The sequence below is a fragment of the Streptomyces sp. NBC_00425 genome, assembly GCF_036030735.1.
Classification (GTDB): Bacteria; Actinomycetota; Actinomycetes; order Streptomycetales; family Streptomycetaceae; genus Streptomyces.
Genome location: NZ_CP107928.1, coordinates 8148591 through 8164513, shown reverse-complemented (window position 1 = coordinate 8164513; position 15923 = coordinate 8148591). Strand labels below are relative to the sequence as shown.

14 protein-coding genes are annotated in these 15923 nt (G+C 67.5%); 5 read left to right on the top strand and 9 right to left on the bottom strand.

Annotated features, from left to right (window positions below; all coding sequences use genetic code 11):
• Positions 1-763 precede the first annotated feature (763 nt).
• Positions 764-1780, top strand: a complete 1017-nt coding sequence (locus OHS82_RS35965; RefSeq protein WP_328435271.1) for a hypothetical protein — start codon at positions 764-766, stop codon at positions 1778-1780.
• 154 nt (positions 1781-1934) lie between these two features.
• Here OHS82_RS35965 and OHS82_RS35960 read toward each other — a convergent pair whose 3' ends face one another.
• From OHS82_RS35960 to OHS82_RS35940, 5 genes are all read right to left on the bottom strand, one after another.
• Positions 1935-2186, bottom strand: a complete 252-nt coding sequence (locus OHS82_RS35960) for a DUF4277 domain-containing protein (protein WP_328435269.1) — start codon at positions 2184-2186, stop codon at positions 1935-1937.
• A 265-nt stretch (positions 2187-2451) separates the two neighbouring features.
• Entirely contained in the window at positions 2452-3426 is a 975-nt protein-coding gene (locus tag OHS82_RS35955) for a hypothetical protein (protein ID WP_328435268.1), read from the bottom strand.
• Between the two features lie 38 nt (positions 3427-3464).
• The gene (locus OHS82_RS35950) at positions 3465-3665 is read right to left on the bottom strand and encodes a hypothetical protein (protein WP_328435267.1); all 201 of its coding nucleotides are present in this window, start codon (positions 3663-3665) and stop codon (positions 3465-3467) included.
• Positions 3666-3751: 86 nt separating this feature from the next.
• On the bottom strand, positions 3752-5065 hold the full coding sequence (locus OHS82_RS35945; protein ID WP_328435266.1) for a nucleotide-binding domain-containing protein: 1314 nt from the start codon (positions 5063-5065) through the stop codon (positions 3752-3754).
• The gene (locus OHS82_RS35940) at positions 5062-5664 is read right to left on the bottom strand and encodes an SLATT domain-containing protein (protein ID WP_328435265.1); all 603 of its coding nucleotides are present in this window, start codon (positions 5662-5664) and stop codon (positions 5062-5064) included. Before OHS82_RS35940 ends, OHS82_RS35945 begins: the two co-directional genes overlap by 4 nt.
• Positions 5665-6084: 420 nt before the next feature.
• Here OHS82_RS35940 and OHS82_RS35935 point away from each other — a divergent pair, with 420 nt between their 5' ends.
• On the top strand, positions 6085-8094 hold the full coding sequence (locus OHS82_RS35935; protein ID WP_328435264.1) for a GDSL-type esterase/lipase family protein: 2010 nt from the start codon (positions 6085-6087) through the stop codon (positions 8092-8094).
• 523 nt (positions 8095-8617) lie between these two features.
• Here the strand turns inward: OHS82_RS35935 and OHS82_RS35930 are convergent.
• Together OHS82_RS35930 and OHS82_RS35925 are read right to left on the bottom strand one after the other, a co-directional pair.
• On the bottom strand, positions 8618-10306 hold the full coding sequence (locus tag OHS82_RS35930) for a molybdopterin-dependent oxidoreductase (RefSeq protein WP_266719398.1): 1689 nt from the start codon (positions 10304-10306) through the stop codon (positions 8618-8620).
• 11 nt (positions 10307-10317) lie between these two features.
• Positions 10318-10521 carry a hypothetical protein gene (locus OHS82_RS35925; RefSeq protein WP_266719400.1) on the bottom strand — a complete coding sequence of 68 codons (204 nt, stop codon included), beginning with the start codon at positions 10519-10521 and terminating at the stop codon, positions 10318-10320.
• Between the two features lie 215 nt (positions 10522-10736).
• Between OHS82_RS35925 and OHS82_RS35920 the strand changes: the two genes are divergently transcribed.
• Positions 10737-11984 carry a sensor histidine kinase gene (locus OHS82_RS35920; RefSeq protein ID WP_266719402.1) on the top strand — a complete coding sequence of 416 codons (1248 nt, stop codon included), beginning with the start codon at positions 10737-10739 and terminating at the stop codon, positions 11982-11984.
• 18 nt (positions 11985-12002) lie between these two features.
• Complete coding sequence (locus OHS82_RS35915) at positions 12003-12638, top strand: response regulator transcription factor (RefSeq protein WP_075662383.1); 636 nt, start codon at positions 12003-12005, stop codon at positions 12636-12638.
• A 403-nt stretch (positions 12639-13041) separates the two neighbouring features.
• Here the strand turns inward: OHS82_RS35915 and OHS82_RS35910 are convergent, their stop codons facing one another.
• Positions 13042-13947, bottom strand: a complete 906-nt coding sequence (locus OHS82_RS35910; RefSeq protein ID WP_328435263.1) for a DUF1295 domain-containing protein — start codon at positions 13945-13947, stop codon at positions 13042-13044.
• Between the two features lie 91 nt (positions 13948-14038).
• Here OHS82_RS35910 and OHS82_RS35905 point away from each other — a divergent pair, with 91 nt between their 5' ends.
• Positions 14039-14602, top strand: coding sequence for a QsdR family transcriptional regulator (locus tag OHS82_RS35905; RefSeq protein ID WP_266719410.1), 564 nt, complete (start codon positions 14039-14041; stop codon positions 14600-14602).
• 301 nt (positions 14603-14903) lie between these two features.
• On the opposite strand, the gene OHS82_RS35900 is transcribed toward OHS82_RS35905, so the two are convergent.
• A complete protein-coding gene (locus OHS82_RS35900; RefSeq protein WP_266719413.1) occupies positions 14904-15839 on the bottom strand; it encodes a LysR family transcriptional regulator in 936 nt (311 codons plus the stop codon).
• Between the last annotated feature and the right edge of the window lie 84 nt (positions 15840-15923).

The window sequence follows — 15923 nt, the reverse complement described above, 5'->3', positions numbered from 1 at the left end:
GGCGCAGGCGCCCGACCACTGCACGCTCTGCCCCCACCGATCACCGCTTCGGAGCAGCTCACCCACCTCGACATACGCCGGCGTGACCGCCTCGGCGGCATCCACGAGTACCGACATGCAGCCTGACCTGCACGGACGAGATCCTCGGCAGGGACAGGGAGCAGTTCACCGAACGCGACCGCACCGGGCAGCGGGCACGGAGCGCGAACTGCGTGAGGATCAGGCGGCCTTGAGGCGCGCCGCGATCGTCAGTGCGCGCTGCGCCCGGCCAGCGGTCATAACCCAGTCCAGGTCGCCCGCCGTCGTGGGCGGGGGCCAAGAAAGTCACGAGGGTTGGCGTACGCCTGGCCGTGGTTCCGGGGACGAGGTAACGGGCGCTCTGCCGCCTCATAGCTGGTCGAGAGACGCGACCCCGGCTGCCATGGCCTTCTGGGCACCGGAGGCCAGGCTACCTGGGGCGCCGATGCGGCCCAGGGCGTCCCACTGCTCGGGGGTGACCAGAACATCGATCTTGGCCCGGCCGTAGGTAGCACCGGTAAGGTCGTCCAGCGCGGCGACGGCCGTGGAAGCCGACGGGTTCGCGGATTCCTGAGGCCCTGTCGCGCCGAACTCGGAGGTGTCGGAGCTCTTCAGGGCGAAGAGACCAACGGGTTCCCGTTTTCAAGATGGAGACATACCAGCTGATCCACTCGTTGCCAGACGGGCTTCGCGCAACGGGAAAAGTCCGATGCATCAGGCGATTGGGCGACCTAGCATCGCGGGCATGGCAACACCCCTTCCGCTGATGGTCTATCTCGACCTGAACCACTGGTATGCCCTCGGAGACGCACTCGCGGGCAACCCGCAGAACCCCGACCACGTCATGGCTCTGAAGCAGTTCCAGGGCCATGTCGAGCGGGGAGAGGTCATATTTCCCCTCTCGACCGTGCACTACATGGAGTTGACCGAGAATCCCCGCGACGCTCACCGCGAGCGGGCGGCGGACGCGATGGCCTTGTTGTCCAGGTTCGTGACCATGGCACCCGGGTCTAAGATCCTCGATGAGGAACTGGCGCTGGAGCTCAACCGCTGGCTCGGCCGCCCCGCCTTCCCCAAGAAGGTGACGAAATTCGGTATCGGCGTAGGGTTCGCGTTCGGCGAGGCCAAGCGGATGGTGCTGAACGGAATCACGGAGGAGAACCGCCAAGAGCTGGAGACCCGCCTGGGAATGTCAGTGTCGGAGTTCGAGGCCTCGGCGAACGCGACCACCGAGTACTGGGTCCTGAGGGGGCCACCCGGGACTCTTCGGTCCGCGATCCCGGATTATGACCCCTATGCAGCCCGGCGCGTCGCGGACGATCAGCTCGCCAGTTTCAGCGTCATGATCAACACACTGCGCACCGTCCCGGAAATCGCTAAGCGATCGATGGACGCCATCGTCGCCCGCCAGCTCAGCTTCGACATCATCGACAACTACACCCGCGCGCTCATGAGCGCCGGCTTCGTGAAGCAGGGTCCGTTTCACAGCCGGGACGATCTCACGAGTTTCCTGATGGCGCTTCCGTCCCGCAAGGTCGTCACGATGATGCACTTCCACTATCTCAAGGACGTGCACCGGAACTGGACGATCAACGATCTGCGCGACATAGCCGCGCTGTCGATCGCGATTCCGTACTGCGACGTGGTCGTCACGGATAAGAAGGCGTGGGACACCGCGGTCAACCGTTCCCATCTCGACAAGGAGTTCAACACTCCGATCTTCAGCAGCCTCACCGACCTCGCGAAGCACCTGACAGTCTGATCGTCCTGTGTTCTCCGGCGGCATGCCGCCGGAGACCAGCGCTGGTCAGGCCTGTGTTGGGTCCTGTTTAAAGCGGTGCGGATGATGAGCCGCTTGGAGATACTTCATTGCGGTTGCATCGCCGAAGCCCCGCGCAAGACACCGATGAGATGCGTCAATGCACCAGCCGGGACACGCATCGGCCTCCACCAAGACCCTTGACGGCCTCACACGAGTACGCCCAGTCCCCGACGCGGAACAGCGGCGCGGGAGCGGTCAGCCGGTTCGCCATCAGTACCTCGATCACCTGGCCGTGCGTCAGGTCCGCCCGCGAATCCGGTGGCCGCAGCCCGTCGACGATCCCCGCGACGTCCAGCCGACGCAGAAACTCGGCAGCGACAGGCAGAGCGCCCAGGCGCTTGGTCACCACGGACTCCATCACGACCTCCACGCGAGGGCGTTCCGTCCGCCCGGACGACACTCCGGGCCGTCTACGAGACGGTCCTCAAACCAAGCGGTTGGCTGCGGCGACTGCGGGTCGGGCAAGGGCGGCAGAGCTCGACCTGATTCCTCGGCGACGGCAGCCAACCCCAAAGCCCCTGCTCCCGCTCTCCCGACTCAGGGCGGCGTCAACCTGGAAGACCGCAGCGAACTTCCGGGCTTCCTGCCCCTCAGGAGCGGACAGGCCGTTCTCAGACCTCCCGGGGATCTTGCTGGTCGAGCGCGGCCAGCACGCGAGCCGGATCGTCGATCAGATCGAACAGGCCGCTGGTCCGTCGCGCCCACTGCTCTGGATCCTCTCCCTCCGCGAACGCCGCGGCCGACGCGAACTGGTCCTGGAGGTTGACCGGCAGTCTGCCAGCCAGGGACGCACCGAGCTCTCGGCCCAGGACGGCTCGCGACGATGGCGGCCGCATGAAGCGGGCCAGCTTGCCGGTCGCCGGGACGGCGGTGCCGTTCGCGCCCTCGAGGGCCGCGACGGCATCGCGCACCCAGCCGCCATCCCAGGTGTCGGGGAGAGGAACAGCGATCCGCTGAACGCTGGCGATCGCGTCCCTCCCCAGCGCGAGCGAGAGCCCTCCCGGATCCTCGTGGTAGTTCAGGTAGCGGGCGACGTCGACGCCTGGCGGGCAAACCTCGTAGAGCACGACGTCGCCGACGAAGTTGCTGGGGTCGACGAGCCACCCCTCCCGCACCACGACGAATGGCTTCAGACGGACCCGATACAGATAGAACTGGCTGCGCTGGTCGGCCTGGTCCCGGATCCGACGCAGCATGTTGTGGACAGCGGCCTCGTACGTACCGACGTGGAGGGCCTTCGCCCGCTGGCGCGCGGCCCACGCGGAAACCCGCTGCTCTCCGCCCATCATCCTGCGGGTCTCGGGAGCCAAGACGGCTGCCGGGTCGAAGTCCCGCGTCGGCCAGTCCGGCTGCGTGCTCGTGTGGTACCAGGAGAACTGCGCGACCCTCTCGTCGTCGAGCGCCGGGTCGCCGGAGTCGAGCGTCACCCGAGGCGAGTCCTCGTGCCCGCAAGCCGTGCCGCAGCCGGGGCAGGTCTCCTTCACCTGCTCCCACCGATTGATCCAGTCCAGATCGACGACGAAGCGACGGCCGCAGCCGCCGCACAGCATCTGCCGGTCGCGCGAGAAGTCGATTTGCCGTTCCACGGCACCATTCTCCGGGAGCGTCCGACGGAGAACCAGCCTCAGCCGAGGTCTCGAAGCTGCCGGAACTCCGCTTCCGCGGTATCTGCTTCGTCGCGGAGCAGGCAGACGATCTGCTCCGCGGACCTGCCGGGATCCTCGGAGCGCAGCTCAGCAGCGCAGCGAACGCCGTACCACTTGCCCGCGAAGGCCATCTCGTCGTGAAGCAGGGACTCGGACATGGCACCGAGATAACCGCTCATGCTTTGACTCTACGGGTGGATGGATCTGATGCGACGAGACGCCGGCAGATTCGTCGGGGCCTCGTCGCGCTCCGAGGAGCGGTTCCCTACGAGACGTTCGGCGTCTTGAGGCTCGTGTTGCTGACCGGCACGTCGATCCGGTCCCGAGCGACGACGACCCCGTCCTTGACGACGTAGCACTCGACGACGTGCTCGCCCTTGAAGTCCGAGTGCTCGATGCGGGCTCCCCGCTTGCTCGAGTTGACGATCTGGCCGCGGATCATGTCCCGCCGCTCGGCCTCCGGACCACGATTGAGCACCTTCCACTTCAGCGTGTAGGGCTCCCCGACCGAGCAACTGGTGACCACGAACCTCAAACTCTTGTCGGCCTTGAGCAGGATCCCGCCGCGACGCATCGTGCGGAGCCAGGTCGGACGCCATCCGGCCTGCGTGACCTCGCAGTCGATGGACACGGTCTCGGACACGTCGACCGGGAACTCGTCCTCGATGAACTCCTCGGTGTCCTTGAACGACCGGGACGACTCGCTCGCGCTCTTCGCCAACGGCACCGACGTGCCGAAGACCTCGCGCCACTTCTTGTTGGCGGACGTCTTGCCTTCGTCCGCGATCGCCTCGAGGCATCGGTTGTACGCCTTCTTCGCCTTCGGCTGGAACTTCGCCTTGACGTGGACCCGCTGCTGGCTGCCCAGCGCCAGGTAGTACTCCTGCTCTGGCTGATCTTTGAGGAATGCGAAGAAGTCGCGGGCCATGAGGTCGAACGAGCCTGTGCCCGCTGCGTCGTAGTCGTTGGTCTGGTCGAAGAAGTTGTAGACGAGGGTGTCGATGAGCAGGCCGCCCATGTTCACGCCGTTCGCGTTCTTCCATGCCCGTGCCATCCGGGCGAGGTGGCGCATGTTCGTCGAGGTGCGGTCTTTGCACTCCTTGGTCGCGGCGATCTCCTCGCGCGGCTTGGTGACCTTCCAGCCCTCAGCCTTCGTGTCCGGGTAGTCGAAGCTGCCGTCGGCGTTCTCGAATGCCGGCTGGACCTCGAACTTGAAGGCGTTGGACGTGAACCGCACTCGGACGACACACTGGTCGACGCGGATCTCCGTGTTCTTGTACCGCGCCTTGAGGTCGTCCCGAACCCTCTCGAGAATCGTCCGCGGGCCGGTGTCCCCGTCGTAGCTCGACCGGATCCCGGGCGGGAGGATGAAGATCATGTCGAGGTCGGACACGCCCTTGATCGCGGTGTGCCGGCCGAACGATCCGACCATCAGCTTGTAGTCGGTGCAGCCGTCCTTGTCGCGGAAGTCCTTGTTGAGCGCCTTCGTGATCTCGTCCCGGCGTGAGGCGACCGTCGTGGCCGTCTCTCCGACCTTCAGGTTCTTGAGCAGCGTTTCGAAGATCTCTGAGGTCTTCATCGTGATGCCTCGCCTTCGCCGAGCCGGAGCGCCTCCGGGAGGAAGAGGTCGATCTCGCGCGAGGTGAACGTCATCTCCTCGTTGTTCTGCAACCCGCCCTGGGCGCGCGCGAACGCCCTGCTGCTCGTCCTGGGCGCGTCGGCGTACGCGTCGCGTGCGGCCTGCTGCAGCTCGTCCCGCCGCTCTCGGCCCTCCGCGCCGGAGACGGTGCCGGACATCAGGTCGGCGATGAGGGAGATGTAGGACTCCCGAACGTCCCACAGCCGAGAGGCGATGCCGCGGTGGGCCTCGGACTCCTCCTCGAACTTGAAGGTCTTCGTCCCAAGGCTCATCCAGCTGACCAGGAGCGCGATAGAAGACGTCGCGAGGCTCGTCAGCACTGCGTTGCCGAGCAGGCCGACCACCGCGGCGAGGAAGGTGCCCGAGCCGATCGCGGTGAGAGCAATGAGGACGCCCTGCTGCCACCGGTGCTTGGTGAAGCAGATGTCCGCCTGCTTCTCATGGGTCTTGTGGCTGTAGACCACGCGACCGAAGGCCTCACGCATCTGCGCCAGAAGGTACGGGTCGCGGTCGGGCACCGCGTCGCTCTCGGGTGTCAATTCGTTCCTACTCGGTCGAGAACTCCTGGACATGCGCCTGAAAGTCAGTTGCACGTCTTCTGAGTATGGCGGCGACCACTGACACTCCGACCGACTCGAGCTACCTCCCGTTCAGACCGCGCTCGATCCGGCCCGCCCTGCGGTCCTTTCCTGCTTCGCACGAGTAGCGGAGAGCGGTGGACACGATGCCGCGGAGCCGCTCGCCCTCATTCTCCGCGGCGGCCCCGCGAAGCTACTGGCTCCAGGCCCGGGCGAGAGCGAGGCTCAGAGCAACTGGTGTTGATCCGTGCGGACTGGGGCCGGACCTGCTTGTCGGTGAGTTGCCTGCCTCACGCGAACCCTTGACGCTGAACCGTTTCATTGCTTCTCTCGAAAGGCTGCTTCTGGGAGCGCTCCCACCTCACGCCGAAAGGGACCCCTGTGCAGACCACCCCCCACGCCACCCCCCATATCACCTCCTTACGCCACCTCGCCCGTACCCTCCCTGCGCTCGTCACGGCCGTTCTCGTCGCCTGCCTGCTGTCCTGGACGGGGAGCTCCCCCGCCCAGGCCGCGCCAGGTGACGGCTCGGTCTCCGACCCCAACATCGTCTACGTCGGGCGCTGGGACACCAGCGCCGGCACGGCGGCGGTGCCCTCCTGGACCGGTGCCTACCTGCAGACGGCCTTCACCGGCACCACGGTGAAGGTCAAGGCGAGAGACGCGGTCAACCTGTACGCCAGCATCGACGGCGGCCCCGACGTCTTCCACCCCGGCGTGCGCGGCACGGTGGACCTCACTCCCCAGCCGTTGTCCGCCGGTACCCACACCCTGCGCATTTCGTACCGTTCCGGCGACACCGTCTTCCAGGGCCTGGTGCTGGACCCCGGTGCGCGCACGGTCGCGCCGAACGCCCCGTCCCGGCTCGTCGAGTTCGTCGGCGACTCCATCACCGCCGGCGCGCTCACGGACCGGCTCGCACTGGACTCGTACGCCTGGAAGACCGGCGAGCAACTGGGGGCGCGCCACACCCAGATCGCCCGGTCCGGCTACTGCCTCGTCGCCCAGTCCGGATGCACGGGCCTGAGCACGCAGTTCTTCAGGACGGCGAGCACGGGCGACCAGAACTGGGACTTCTCCCGCTACCGGGCGGACGCCGTCGTCATCAATCTGGGGACCAACGACATCGGCCACGGAGTGACCGGCGCCTCTTTCCAGTCGGCCTACACCAAGCTCCTCGCCGACCTGCGCGCCACCTACCCGAACGCGCAGCTCTTCGCCGTGCAGACGCTCAAGAAGCGCTACGTCACCGAGACCAGGGCAGCCGTCACCTCCCGCACCAACGCCGGTGACAGCAGGGTGCACTACGTCGACACCACGGGCTGGCTGACCGACGGCACCGACTACGAGGACGGCAACGGGCATCCCAACGAGGCCGGCCACACCAAGTTCGCGAACCGCCTCGCCCCCGTCATCGCCGCCCGACTCGGCAGCCCCACATCCACCCTGGCGGCCGCTCCCGGCCAACCCGGCGACCCCAACATCAAGTTCGTGGGCCGCTGGGACACCAAGACCTCCACCGCCTACACCCCGTACTGGGCGGGCGCCTACTACAGGGTCGGCTTCACCGGCCGGACCGTCCAGCTCAAGCAGCGCGGAACGATCGACTTCTGGGCGAGGATCGACAACGGCCCGGTGAAGTTCTACGACGACGTCAAGGGAACCGTGAACCTGACCCCCTCCCCGCTGTCCGCCGGCAACCACACCCTCCAGGTCAACTACCAGGTGGTCGCCGGTTCCTACCGGGGTGACGCCGTCTTTCAGGGACTGGTCCTCGACAGTGGCGCCACCACGTTCGCACCGCAGGCGCCCGGCAAGCTGATCGAGTTCGTCGGCGACTCGATCACGGTGGGGACGACGTCGTCGCAGAACGCCCGCACCGCGTACGGCTGGCTGATCGGGGAACGGCTCGGCACCGAGCACACCCAGATCGCCCAAGGCGGCGCCTGTCTGGTCGCCGCGGCGGACGGATGCGTCGGCCTGGAGCGGCAGTTCACCAAGCTCAACCCGAACGCGGCCACCCCCGACTGGGACTTCTCCCGCTACCAGGCGAACGCGGTCGTCATCAACCTCGGCACCAACGACGTGGGCCACGCGGTCAGCTCCGCGCAGTTCCAGACGGCGTACACCAGCCTGCTGCGGGAGGTCCGCGCCGCGTACCCACAGGCGTGGATCTTCGCGTTGCAGACCTTCCGCGGCCGGTACGTCCCGCAGACCCAGGCGGCGGTCAAGGCGGCCGTCGACGGTGGCGACTCCCGGGTCTCCTTCGTCGACACCACCGGCTGGCTGGGTTCGGGCGACCTGACGGACTCGGTCCACCCCAACGACCAGGGGCACCGCGTCATCGCGGACCGGCTGGCACCGGTCATCGCGGCGCGGATCGGTATGTGAGGGAGGGCCGGGGCCGCCGGACCGCGACGCGCAGGCGGGCGCCTCCGCTGCCCTGCGCGGGCGCCCGACCCCGGCCCAGGCTCGACGGCGAGATCGCCGCACTTCCCTCCCTTCCTCCTGACCGCGTCGAGCACAACGCTCGATTCGCCGTCCAACCACATCGCGGGTGGATGCCGATCGTCCTGCTCGACGGGTCACCTCGCTTGCCGGGAATGCGCGGGATCGCCCCGAACATGAGGCACCAGCCAGCCTCCTGCCAGGTGTGCTCGGGCAGCGGCACCTTGCGCCCGTACTCGGTGCCGACCAGGTCGGGGGCAGGCTCGCGAGCCGCTGTGGATCTCCTACTCGTGCTGGTAGCGAGCGGTTGTCCGACCTCAAGATCATCCGCCGGCGGGCCACCTCGGTGTCCGGTGAGTACGAGCGGCGCCATCAGCAGCCCGGTCGCCCACCGCGCCGACAGCCGCAGCCCTTTGAAGATTCGAGTCTTCAGGCGGGAACCGAACCCCCGCCCGGCGGGAAATGCTCAGGCAACCGTGACCTTGATCGTGTGCCGGCCGGTCGCCCCGTCGGGCGAAGGCTTGTGCACCTGTCCTGTCTGCACCTGGCCGGTGTTGTCGGTGGCGCGTACTTGCAGCCGATGCTCGCCGGGCGTCGCCTGCCACGGCCAGCTCCACTGCCGCCACGTGTCCGCCGACGGCACGGCCGCGAGCTGTGCCTGCTGCCACGGGCCGTCATCCACGCGGACCTCTACCGCGGACACCCCACGATGTTGCGCCCACGCCACCCCGGCCACCATCACCAGACCCTGTTTCAGACGCTTGCCCGCAGCCGGTGTGTCGATCCGCGACTGTGTCTTCACCGGAGCCAGCGCCGCGTAATCCCGCCGTACCCAATAAGCGCTGAAGTCCGAGAAACGACTCAGTTCCAGCTCCGTCAGCCACTTCGTCGCCGATACGTATCCGTACAGCCCGGGCACCACCATCCGGACCGGAAATCCGTGCTCGACCGGCAGTGGCTCCCCGTTCATCCCGACCGCCAGCAACGCGTCGCGTCCGTCGCGCAACGCCGCCGTCGGTGTACCGGCCGTGTAGCCGTCCACGGAACGGCTCACCACCTGATCCGCCCGGTCATCCGGCTCGACTTCATCCAGCAGATCTTTGATCGGTACCCCCAACCACCGCGCGTTGCCGACCAACTCGCCACCGACCTCATTGGACACGCACGCCAGCGTGATGTAGCGCTCCACCAACGGCCGTGTCAGCAATTGCTCGTACGTCAGCGTCAGCGGCCGTTTCACCCGGCCATGAATCCTCAGCCGCCAGTCCTTGGGTTCCATCTGTGGCACCGTCAAAGCGGTGTCGATCCGGTAAAAGTTGGAGGTACTGGTCACGAACGGCTCCACTCCGGGCACGCCGACGGAGACCTTGGCGGGCAATGGCGCTGCCGGGCTCGACGGCGACGGAAGAACCACCGCGGCCCGGGCCGCGGCCACACGCTGTGCCCACAGCCGACGTCCGCCCGGTACGGCCACCGCGGCCGCGCCGATCGCCCCGACCGCCAGCGCGAGAAACCGTCGTCGGCCCGGCGGTCGTCCCGCGCCGTCCACCTCCGAGATGCCGGTGTCCGACGACCGTGAACTGGCCCCCTGCAGGGGGGTGTGGGTTCCCGGTGCCGCCACGTCCGTATCTGGGCCGGTGTCGTCCCCCAGGTCCTGCGCCGATACCGCGGCACGGCGCGGCAGGGTGCGGCGCAACAGCACCAAGAGGCCGGCAGCGGCCAGTGCACCGGCCACTGTCGGCAGCGGGTACGCCCACGTGGCGCTGGGCCGGGTGGCTGACGCGAGTACGCCGATCATCCCGAACACAGCGACGCCGGCCAGCCCGTACCAGAGCCGGCGCATGGCCAGCACACCGATGAACGCGGCGAACACCGCCAAGACCAGCACGATTCCCGCCTGCAGCGCCAGCTTGTCGTACGTGTAGAACACCGCGACGGCGAACTCCTTGACCGGGGTCGGCGCGGCGTCCACGGCGACGCCACCCACCGCCACGAGGGGTGCTGAGGGCCCGCCCGTCGCGGCTGCCACCAGCTCACCGAGGCCCAGGGCGAGTGCGGTGGCCGCGACGCCGGCAAGCTCGCCGTACCACTGCTTGGGCGGTCTTCCCGGTGTCGGCCGATCTGTCATCTGAGTCTTTATATCGATACCGGACATCTGATCTGCGCTTATCGGCTCACCCGGCGTAGCCGGGCGAAGCCGACACCCAGCACGACGAGACCGACGATCGCCACGATCGGCCCGACGACCGCCCACAACGTCACGCCGCTCATCGCCGAGCCCTTCATGACGTCGAGTCCCTGCAACGTCCAGCCCACGCCGATAAAGGCCAGCAGTGCGCCCAGGCCGAGGACGAACCAGTTCTTCTTCATGGGGTACCTCCAGGTGTGGAGCCGAAGTTCTCGACAACGAGCGTGACGGTTCTGAGGCGCGGCGGCGACAACGCTTGGTTGGACCCCGTTGTCAACCGATCGACGTACGCACGGCTCCACTGGTGCGTGGACGTTCCTCGGCGCCGAGTCGGCCACTGTGGACGTGGGCGCCCGTAAACTGGCGGCCAATCTCCGTGGGCGAAGGTGGGCAGGGCGTGGCAGTGCGCAGCACCGTCGACTTCGGCTACCGCTACCGCGTCGGATGGCATGTCCTCGTCGGCGCCGTCGCGATACCTCTTGCCGTCGCCATAGCGGCCGACGTCTCCGTGGCGCTCGGACAACGCCTGCTGGCCCTCGGTACGCTCGCTGTCATCGTCGCCTGCTACGCCTTGGTCGCTCCGCGGGCCATGGAAAACCGCGACGAGCGTTGGGGTGCGGCCTATTTCGCCGTCCTGGCGGTCGCGTTCCCGCTTCTGCTCGCCATCGCCCCGATCGCTGGCGCATTGCTGTTCGCGCTCTGCCCACAGCTGTTCGTGATGGTCGCGAGGTGGCGGGTACGCCTACCGTTGTTGTTGGTTCTCTACGCCGAGCTCGCCTGGGCCATGGTGGCGCGGGTCGGAGTCAGCCGCTACACGCTGGCGATGGTCGGCGTGACCGTTCTGGTACCCATGACCGTGACGATCCTCGTGGGCGCCTATCTGACCGGCATCCGCGAGCAGAACCGCAAGCGGGCCGCGCTGATCGAGGAACTGACCCTGACGCGGGCCGCATTGGAACGCGCGGGCCACGAGGCAGGCGTCCATGCCGAACGTGAACGCCTGGCTGCCGAGATCCACGACACCCTGGCGCAGGGCTTCACCAGCATCCTCATGCTCGCTCAGGTCGCACGGACGACCCTGCTCCGTGATCCGACGGCCGCCGACGGCCAGCTCGACATCCTGGAGAAGACCGCCCGCGAGAACCTCGCGGAGGCACGCTCGCTGATCGCCGCTTCGGCCCCGGTCGACCTGACCGGGCGCGGGCTCGCGGATGCGCTGGACCGGCTCGCCGCCCGGCATACTCGCGACACGGGTACGCGCGTCGAGGTCTCGATCGTCGGCGAGCGGTCCGGCACATCCACCGGCACCGACATCGCCCTGCTGCGCACCGCGCAGGAGGCCCTGGCCAACGTCGGCAAGCACGCCGCCGCCACGACGGTGCGGATCGAGCTACGCCACGATTCCGGCCTCATGGCGCTGGCCGTGACCGATGACGGCCAGGGCTTCGACCCGGCCACCGTCCGGGGTGGATACGGCCTGCTGGGCATGCGCACCCGCGCCTCCAGCTTCGGCGGAACCTGCACGGTGCGATCGGCTCCCGGCCAGGGCACCACGGTGCGGGTCGAGCTGCCGCCGGCCCCGGCCGCGCAGACGGCGCGTAGCCTGCAGCCTGTACTTGATTTCAGCTCCACACCCGACAACTGAGCGGGCGGAACCGGCTCGATGACTGTCCACATCCTGATTGTCGATGACCATCCCGTCGTACGCTTCGGCCTCCGCGGCATGCTCGAGGCCTACGAGGACCTGCGGGTCGTCGGCGAGGCCGGCTCCGGCGACGAGGCGATCGTCCTTGCCTCCACGACGCGCCCGGATGTCGTCCTGATGGACCTGCGGATGCCGGGTACCGATGGCGCCACCGCAACGGCGCGCATCCGTCAGGAGCACCCCGGCATTCGCGTGCTCGTGCTGACCACCTACGAAGGTGACGCCGACATCCTGCCGGCGATCGAGGCCGGCGCCACCGGATACCTGCTCAAGGACACCCCGATCGGTACTCTGACCGACGCGATCCGGGCGGCAGCCCGCGGTGAAACCGTCCTCGCCCCGCCGGTGGCCGCACGGCTGGTGACTCGCCTTCAGGCGCCGGCCGGGGAGCAGCTGACCCCACGCGAGGTTCAGGTACTCGGCCTCGTCGCGCGGGGTCTGTCCAACAGCGAGATCGGTCGGCAGCTGTACATCGGCGAAGCGACGGTGAAGACGCACCTGCTGCGAACGTTCGTCAAACTGGGTGTCAACGACCGCACCGCAGCCGTCACCGTCGCTCTCTCGCGCGGCGTCCTCACCTCACCACACCGGTGATCTTCGCCTGCGGGACTGTAGAACGAACGGCTCTGGCCCGTAGTCGGTGGTGACACCGGGTAGTCACCCTTGGCCGGTGATCTTGTGATGAATGTCAACTCCCTTGTCAGCAGGGTATGTTCCGGGCCGTACCGATCAGGCCGCGCCGGTGTCCCGTTCGATGGCCTGGAGGCGGTTGTTGAGCTGTTGGCTGCTGCCATTGATGGAGGCGAGCCGGAAGCGGTGCAGGGTGCGGTCGAGAATCGCTGTGGGCGGAACACCCTCACCGAGGACCCCGGCTCGCCAGAGGTCTGACTCGAGGGCCGGTGGCTCACCGGTCGAGAGCGCGAGGATGCTGGCGCGCCCGGCACACGGCGCCCGTGCCGCCGCTCTGCCTCGTCACCGATGGGGCACTAGGAAGGGCTCACTGATGAGTGATCCGTCGGGGCCCGGGAAAAAACCGGTTGGTGACGCGCTGATAGCGGATGTAGTCGGGGCGTCGTTGCCGGCTGAAATACTCCGCAGGAACGGCACCGGTGTAGTGCACGAGCATGTTGTAGGTGGTCCAGGAGATCCAGGCCAGGGCGAGGGCTGTGAGCAGGCCGAAGACGATGTGATGGTGTGGCCAGCGGTCGATCAGCACTGGCAGCGACAACAGGATGAGACTGCTCCACTGCATCCACTGACCGAAGTAGTTGGGGTGACGGCTGTAGCGCCACAGCCCGACGTCGCAGGTGCGGCGCGCACCGTCTCGTCGGGTGCGGTCGGCGAAACGGGCCTTCTGCAGGTCCGCCACCGATTCGAAGACCCAGAACACCGCCCACAGCGCGATCGCCGCGACACTCACGACATCGAGGCCGGCCGGGCGCACGGTGGCGAGCGCGGCCGGAACCGCGAGCACGGCGATGTTGGCGCCGCACTGGACCATGATCTCGACTTGGAGCGACACCTTCTCGTTGCGGAACCCGTCTCGCTCCCAGCGGCGCCGCTGATACTGGTACCGCGGCAACTCTCCGGGCAACCGCTTGAACACCATGAACCGCAGCGCCCAGGCGCCCATACGCATGCCCATCAGCAGGTAGATCGCCGCAGTCGCGACAGCCACAGGCGAATCCAGGCCGCCGAACGCCAGGACCTGCACCCCGACCAGGGCGAGGCCCCACGGCCAGGCCACATCCACGTAGGACATGAACCCGGTGCGGTGGGCCGGCAGACACGCACCCACGACGAAGACGGCCAGTTGCACAAGCAGGTTGCAGACCATGAACCCCGTGAGGTCGCTCTGAAGTGCAAGGGCCGCGAATATCACGACATAGATCGCGAACGGCATTGTCCGCCTCACTGTGGCCACGGCAACTCCCCAAAAGTGAGACACCGATACGCATGTGTCTCGTCAGATAAAGTGAGACACTAGGACAGTGATGTCTCAAGCGCAAGAGGTTCCGCCTCCGCTGCCCCCGGACGAGCCGGTGCTGCGTGCTGCGGTCGCGATGTTCCTGCGGGACGGCTGGATCGACGCACGGGCGCTGGCTGCCGAGGCCGGCATCGGCCGCGCCACCCTGTATCGGCGTTACGGCGATCGCGACCGCCTGATCGGCGAGGCGATCTGGGCGATCGCCACAACCGAGTTCGCCCAGATCTACCCACGGAGCCGCGGGCAAGGCGCCGACAAGGTCGCCGACCTCGTTCACGCCATGCTGACCACCAGCGCACAACTGCCGGCCATGCGTCGGTTCGTCGCCGACCACCCCGACACCGCACTACGGGTGATGACCTCGCGTGACGGCGTCATCCAGGACCGCATAGTCGAGACCGTCAGCCGGCTCATCCAGTCCGAGATCGGCGAACCCGACGACATCGACGCCCCGACCCTCGCCTACGCCGTCGTCCGGGTCGCCGAGTCCTTCTATTACCGCGAGCTCCTCACCGGGCAGCCCACCGACATCAGCGCCGCCACCACCATCATCCGCAGACTCCTGCGCTGACCGGCCGGCCTGACGCTCGACCACGTGTGCGCTGTCGAGGCCAGGCCGGATACGGACGGACCGAAGTGCCCTCCATCTGTCGGCTCGGTGGCAGGTCCACGAAGCCATGGACCGTCCACTCCCCCCGTACCCGATACACGCAGCTCAAGCAGCGATGGTCACCGCTGGTACGGGCCGGGCCGGCGAACCTTTCCAGCCAGAGCAGCAGCAACTACTCAAACCGGCTCCACGCGGCGGCCGCCATTCGGCGTCGGCCGTGGCTCGGCGGTGTGTTTTGCCGATGCAGCACAAAGCCCCACCCTCATTTGGGCGGACAGGAGATCGTAGGCCGACCGGCCTCCATCATCTCGGCGACCCGGGCCATCGTCTCCCGCAGCCACATGTGCGCCGCGTCGTGCATGTGGACCGGATGCCACCACAAGGCCTGCTGGATCGGCACGGCGTCATAGGGCGGTTCCATGATGCGGACGTGTGCGAGCCCGACCAGCTCGTCGGCGAGACGCCTCTGAAGGAGAGCTACCCGGCGGGTGCCCGCCACCAGGAGTGGCATCAGCTGGAAACTGTCGACGGAGACCGCCACGCGCGGCTCGATGCCGAGCATGGCGATCTGGCGGGCGGCGGGGGCGTCGTAGGCCCGCTGGTACATCACCCACGGCAGTCGGGCCAGGTCGTCGAGGGTGAGCTGCTCACCGACCTCGGAGTTGTCGTCCGCGACGAGGAAGACCCAGCTGTCCTGGTAGAGCTCGACCACTGGGAAGCCGCGAATGATGCCGTGGGGCAGCAGTAGCCCGTCCACAGTGCTGAGCAGCGACCCGGTGTCGTCGATGATTTCGTTCGGTACCTGTTTGAACCTGAGCCGGATACCCGGTGCCTCGGCCTGGATGGTGCGGGCGAGTTCGGTGCCGAAGACGGCCACCGCGTAATCCGAGGCGATCAGCGTGAACTCGTGTTCCTCGCGGGAGGGGTCGAATTCCGCCTGACTGGCGAAGACGCGCTCCAACAGGTCGCACGCGGTGGTGGTCCGGTCGAGGAGGGCCCGCCCGAGGGCGGTCAGTTCGTACCCTCCGCCCACCCGCGCGAGCAGGTCGTCGTCGAAGTGGCGGCGCAGCCGGGCCAGGGCCGCGCTCATCGCGGGTTGACTGAGCCCGATGCGCTGGCCGGCCCTGGTGACGTTGCGCTCCTGCAGGAGGGCGCGCAGGGCAACGACGAGGTTGAGGTCCAGGCTGGCCAAGTTCACGAAGCATCCCAATTCCGGAGCCGGGCCCATCGGTATTCACCGGCTGGATTCTCGTATACAGGAAATCGATTTCCCTGATTGCAA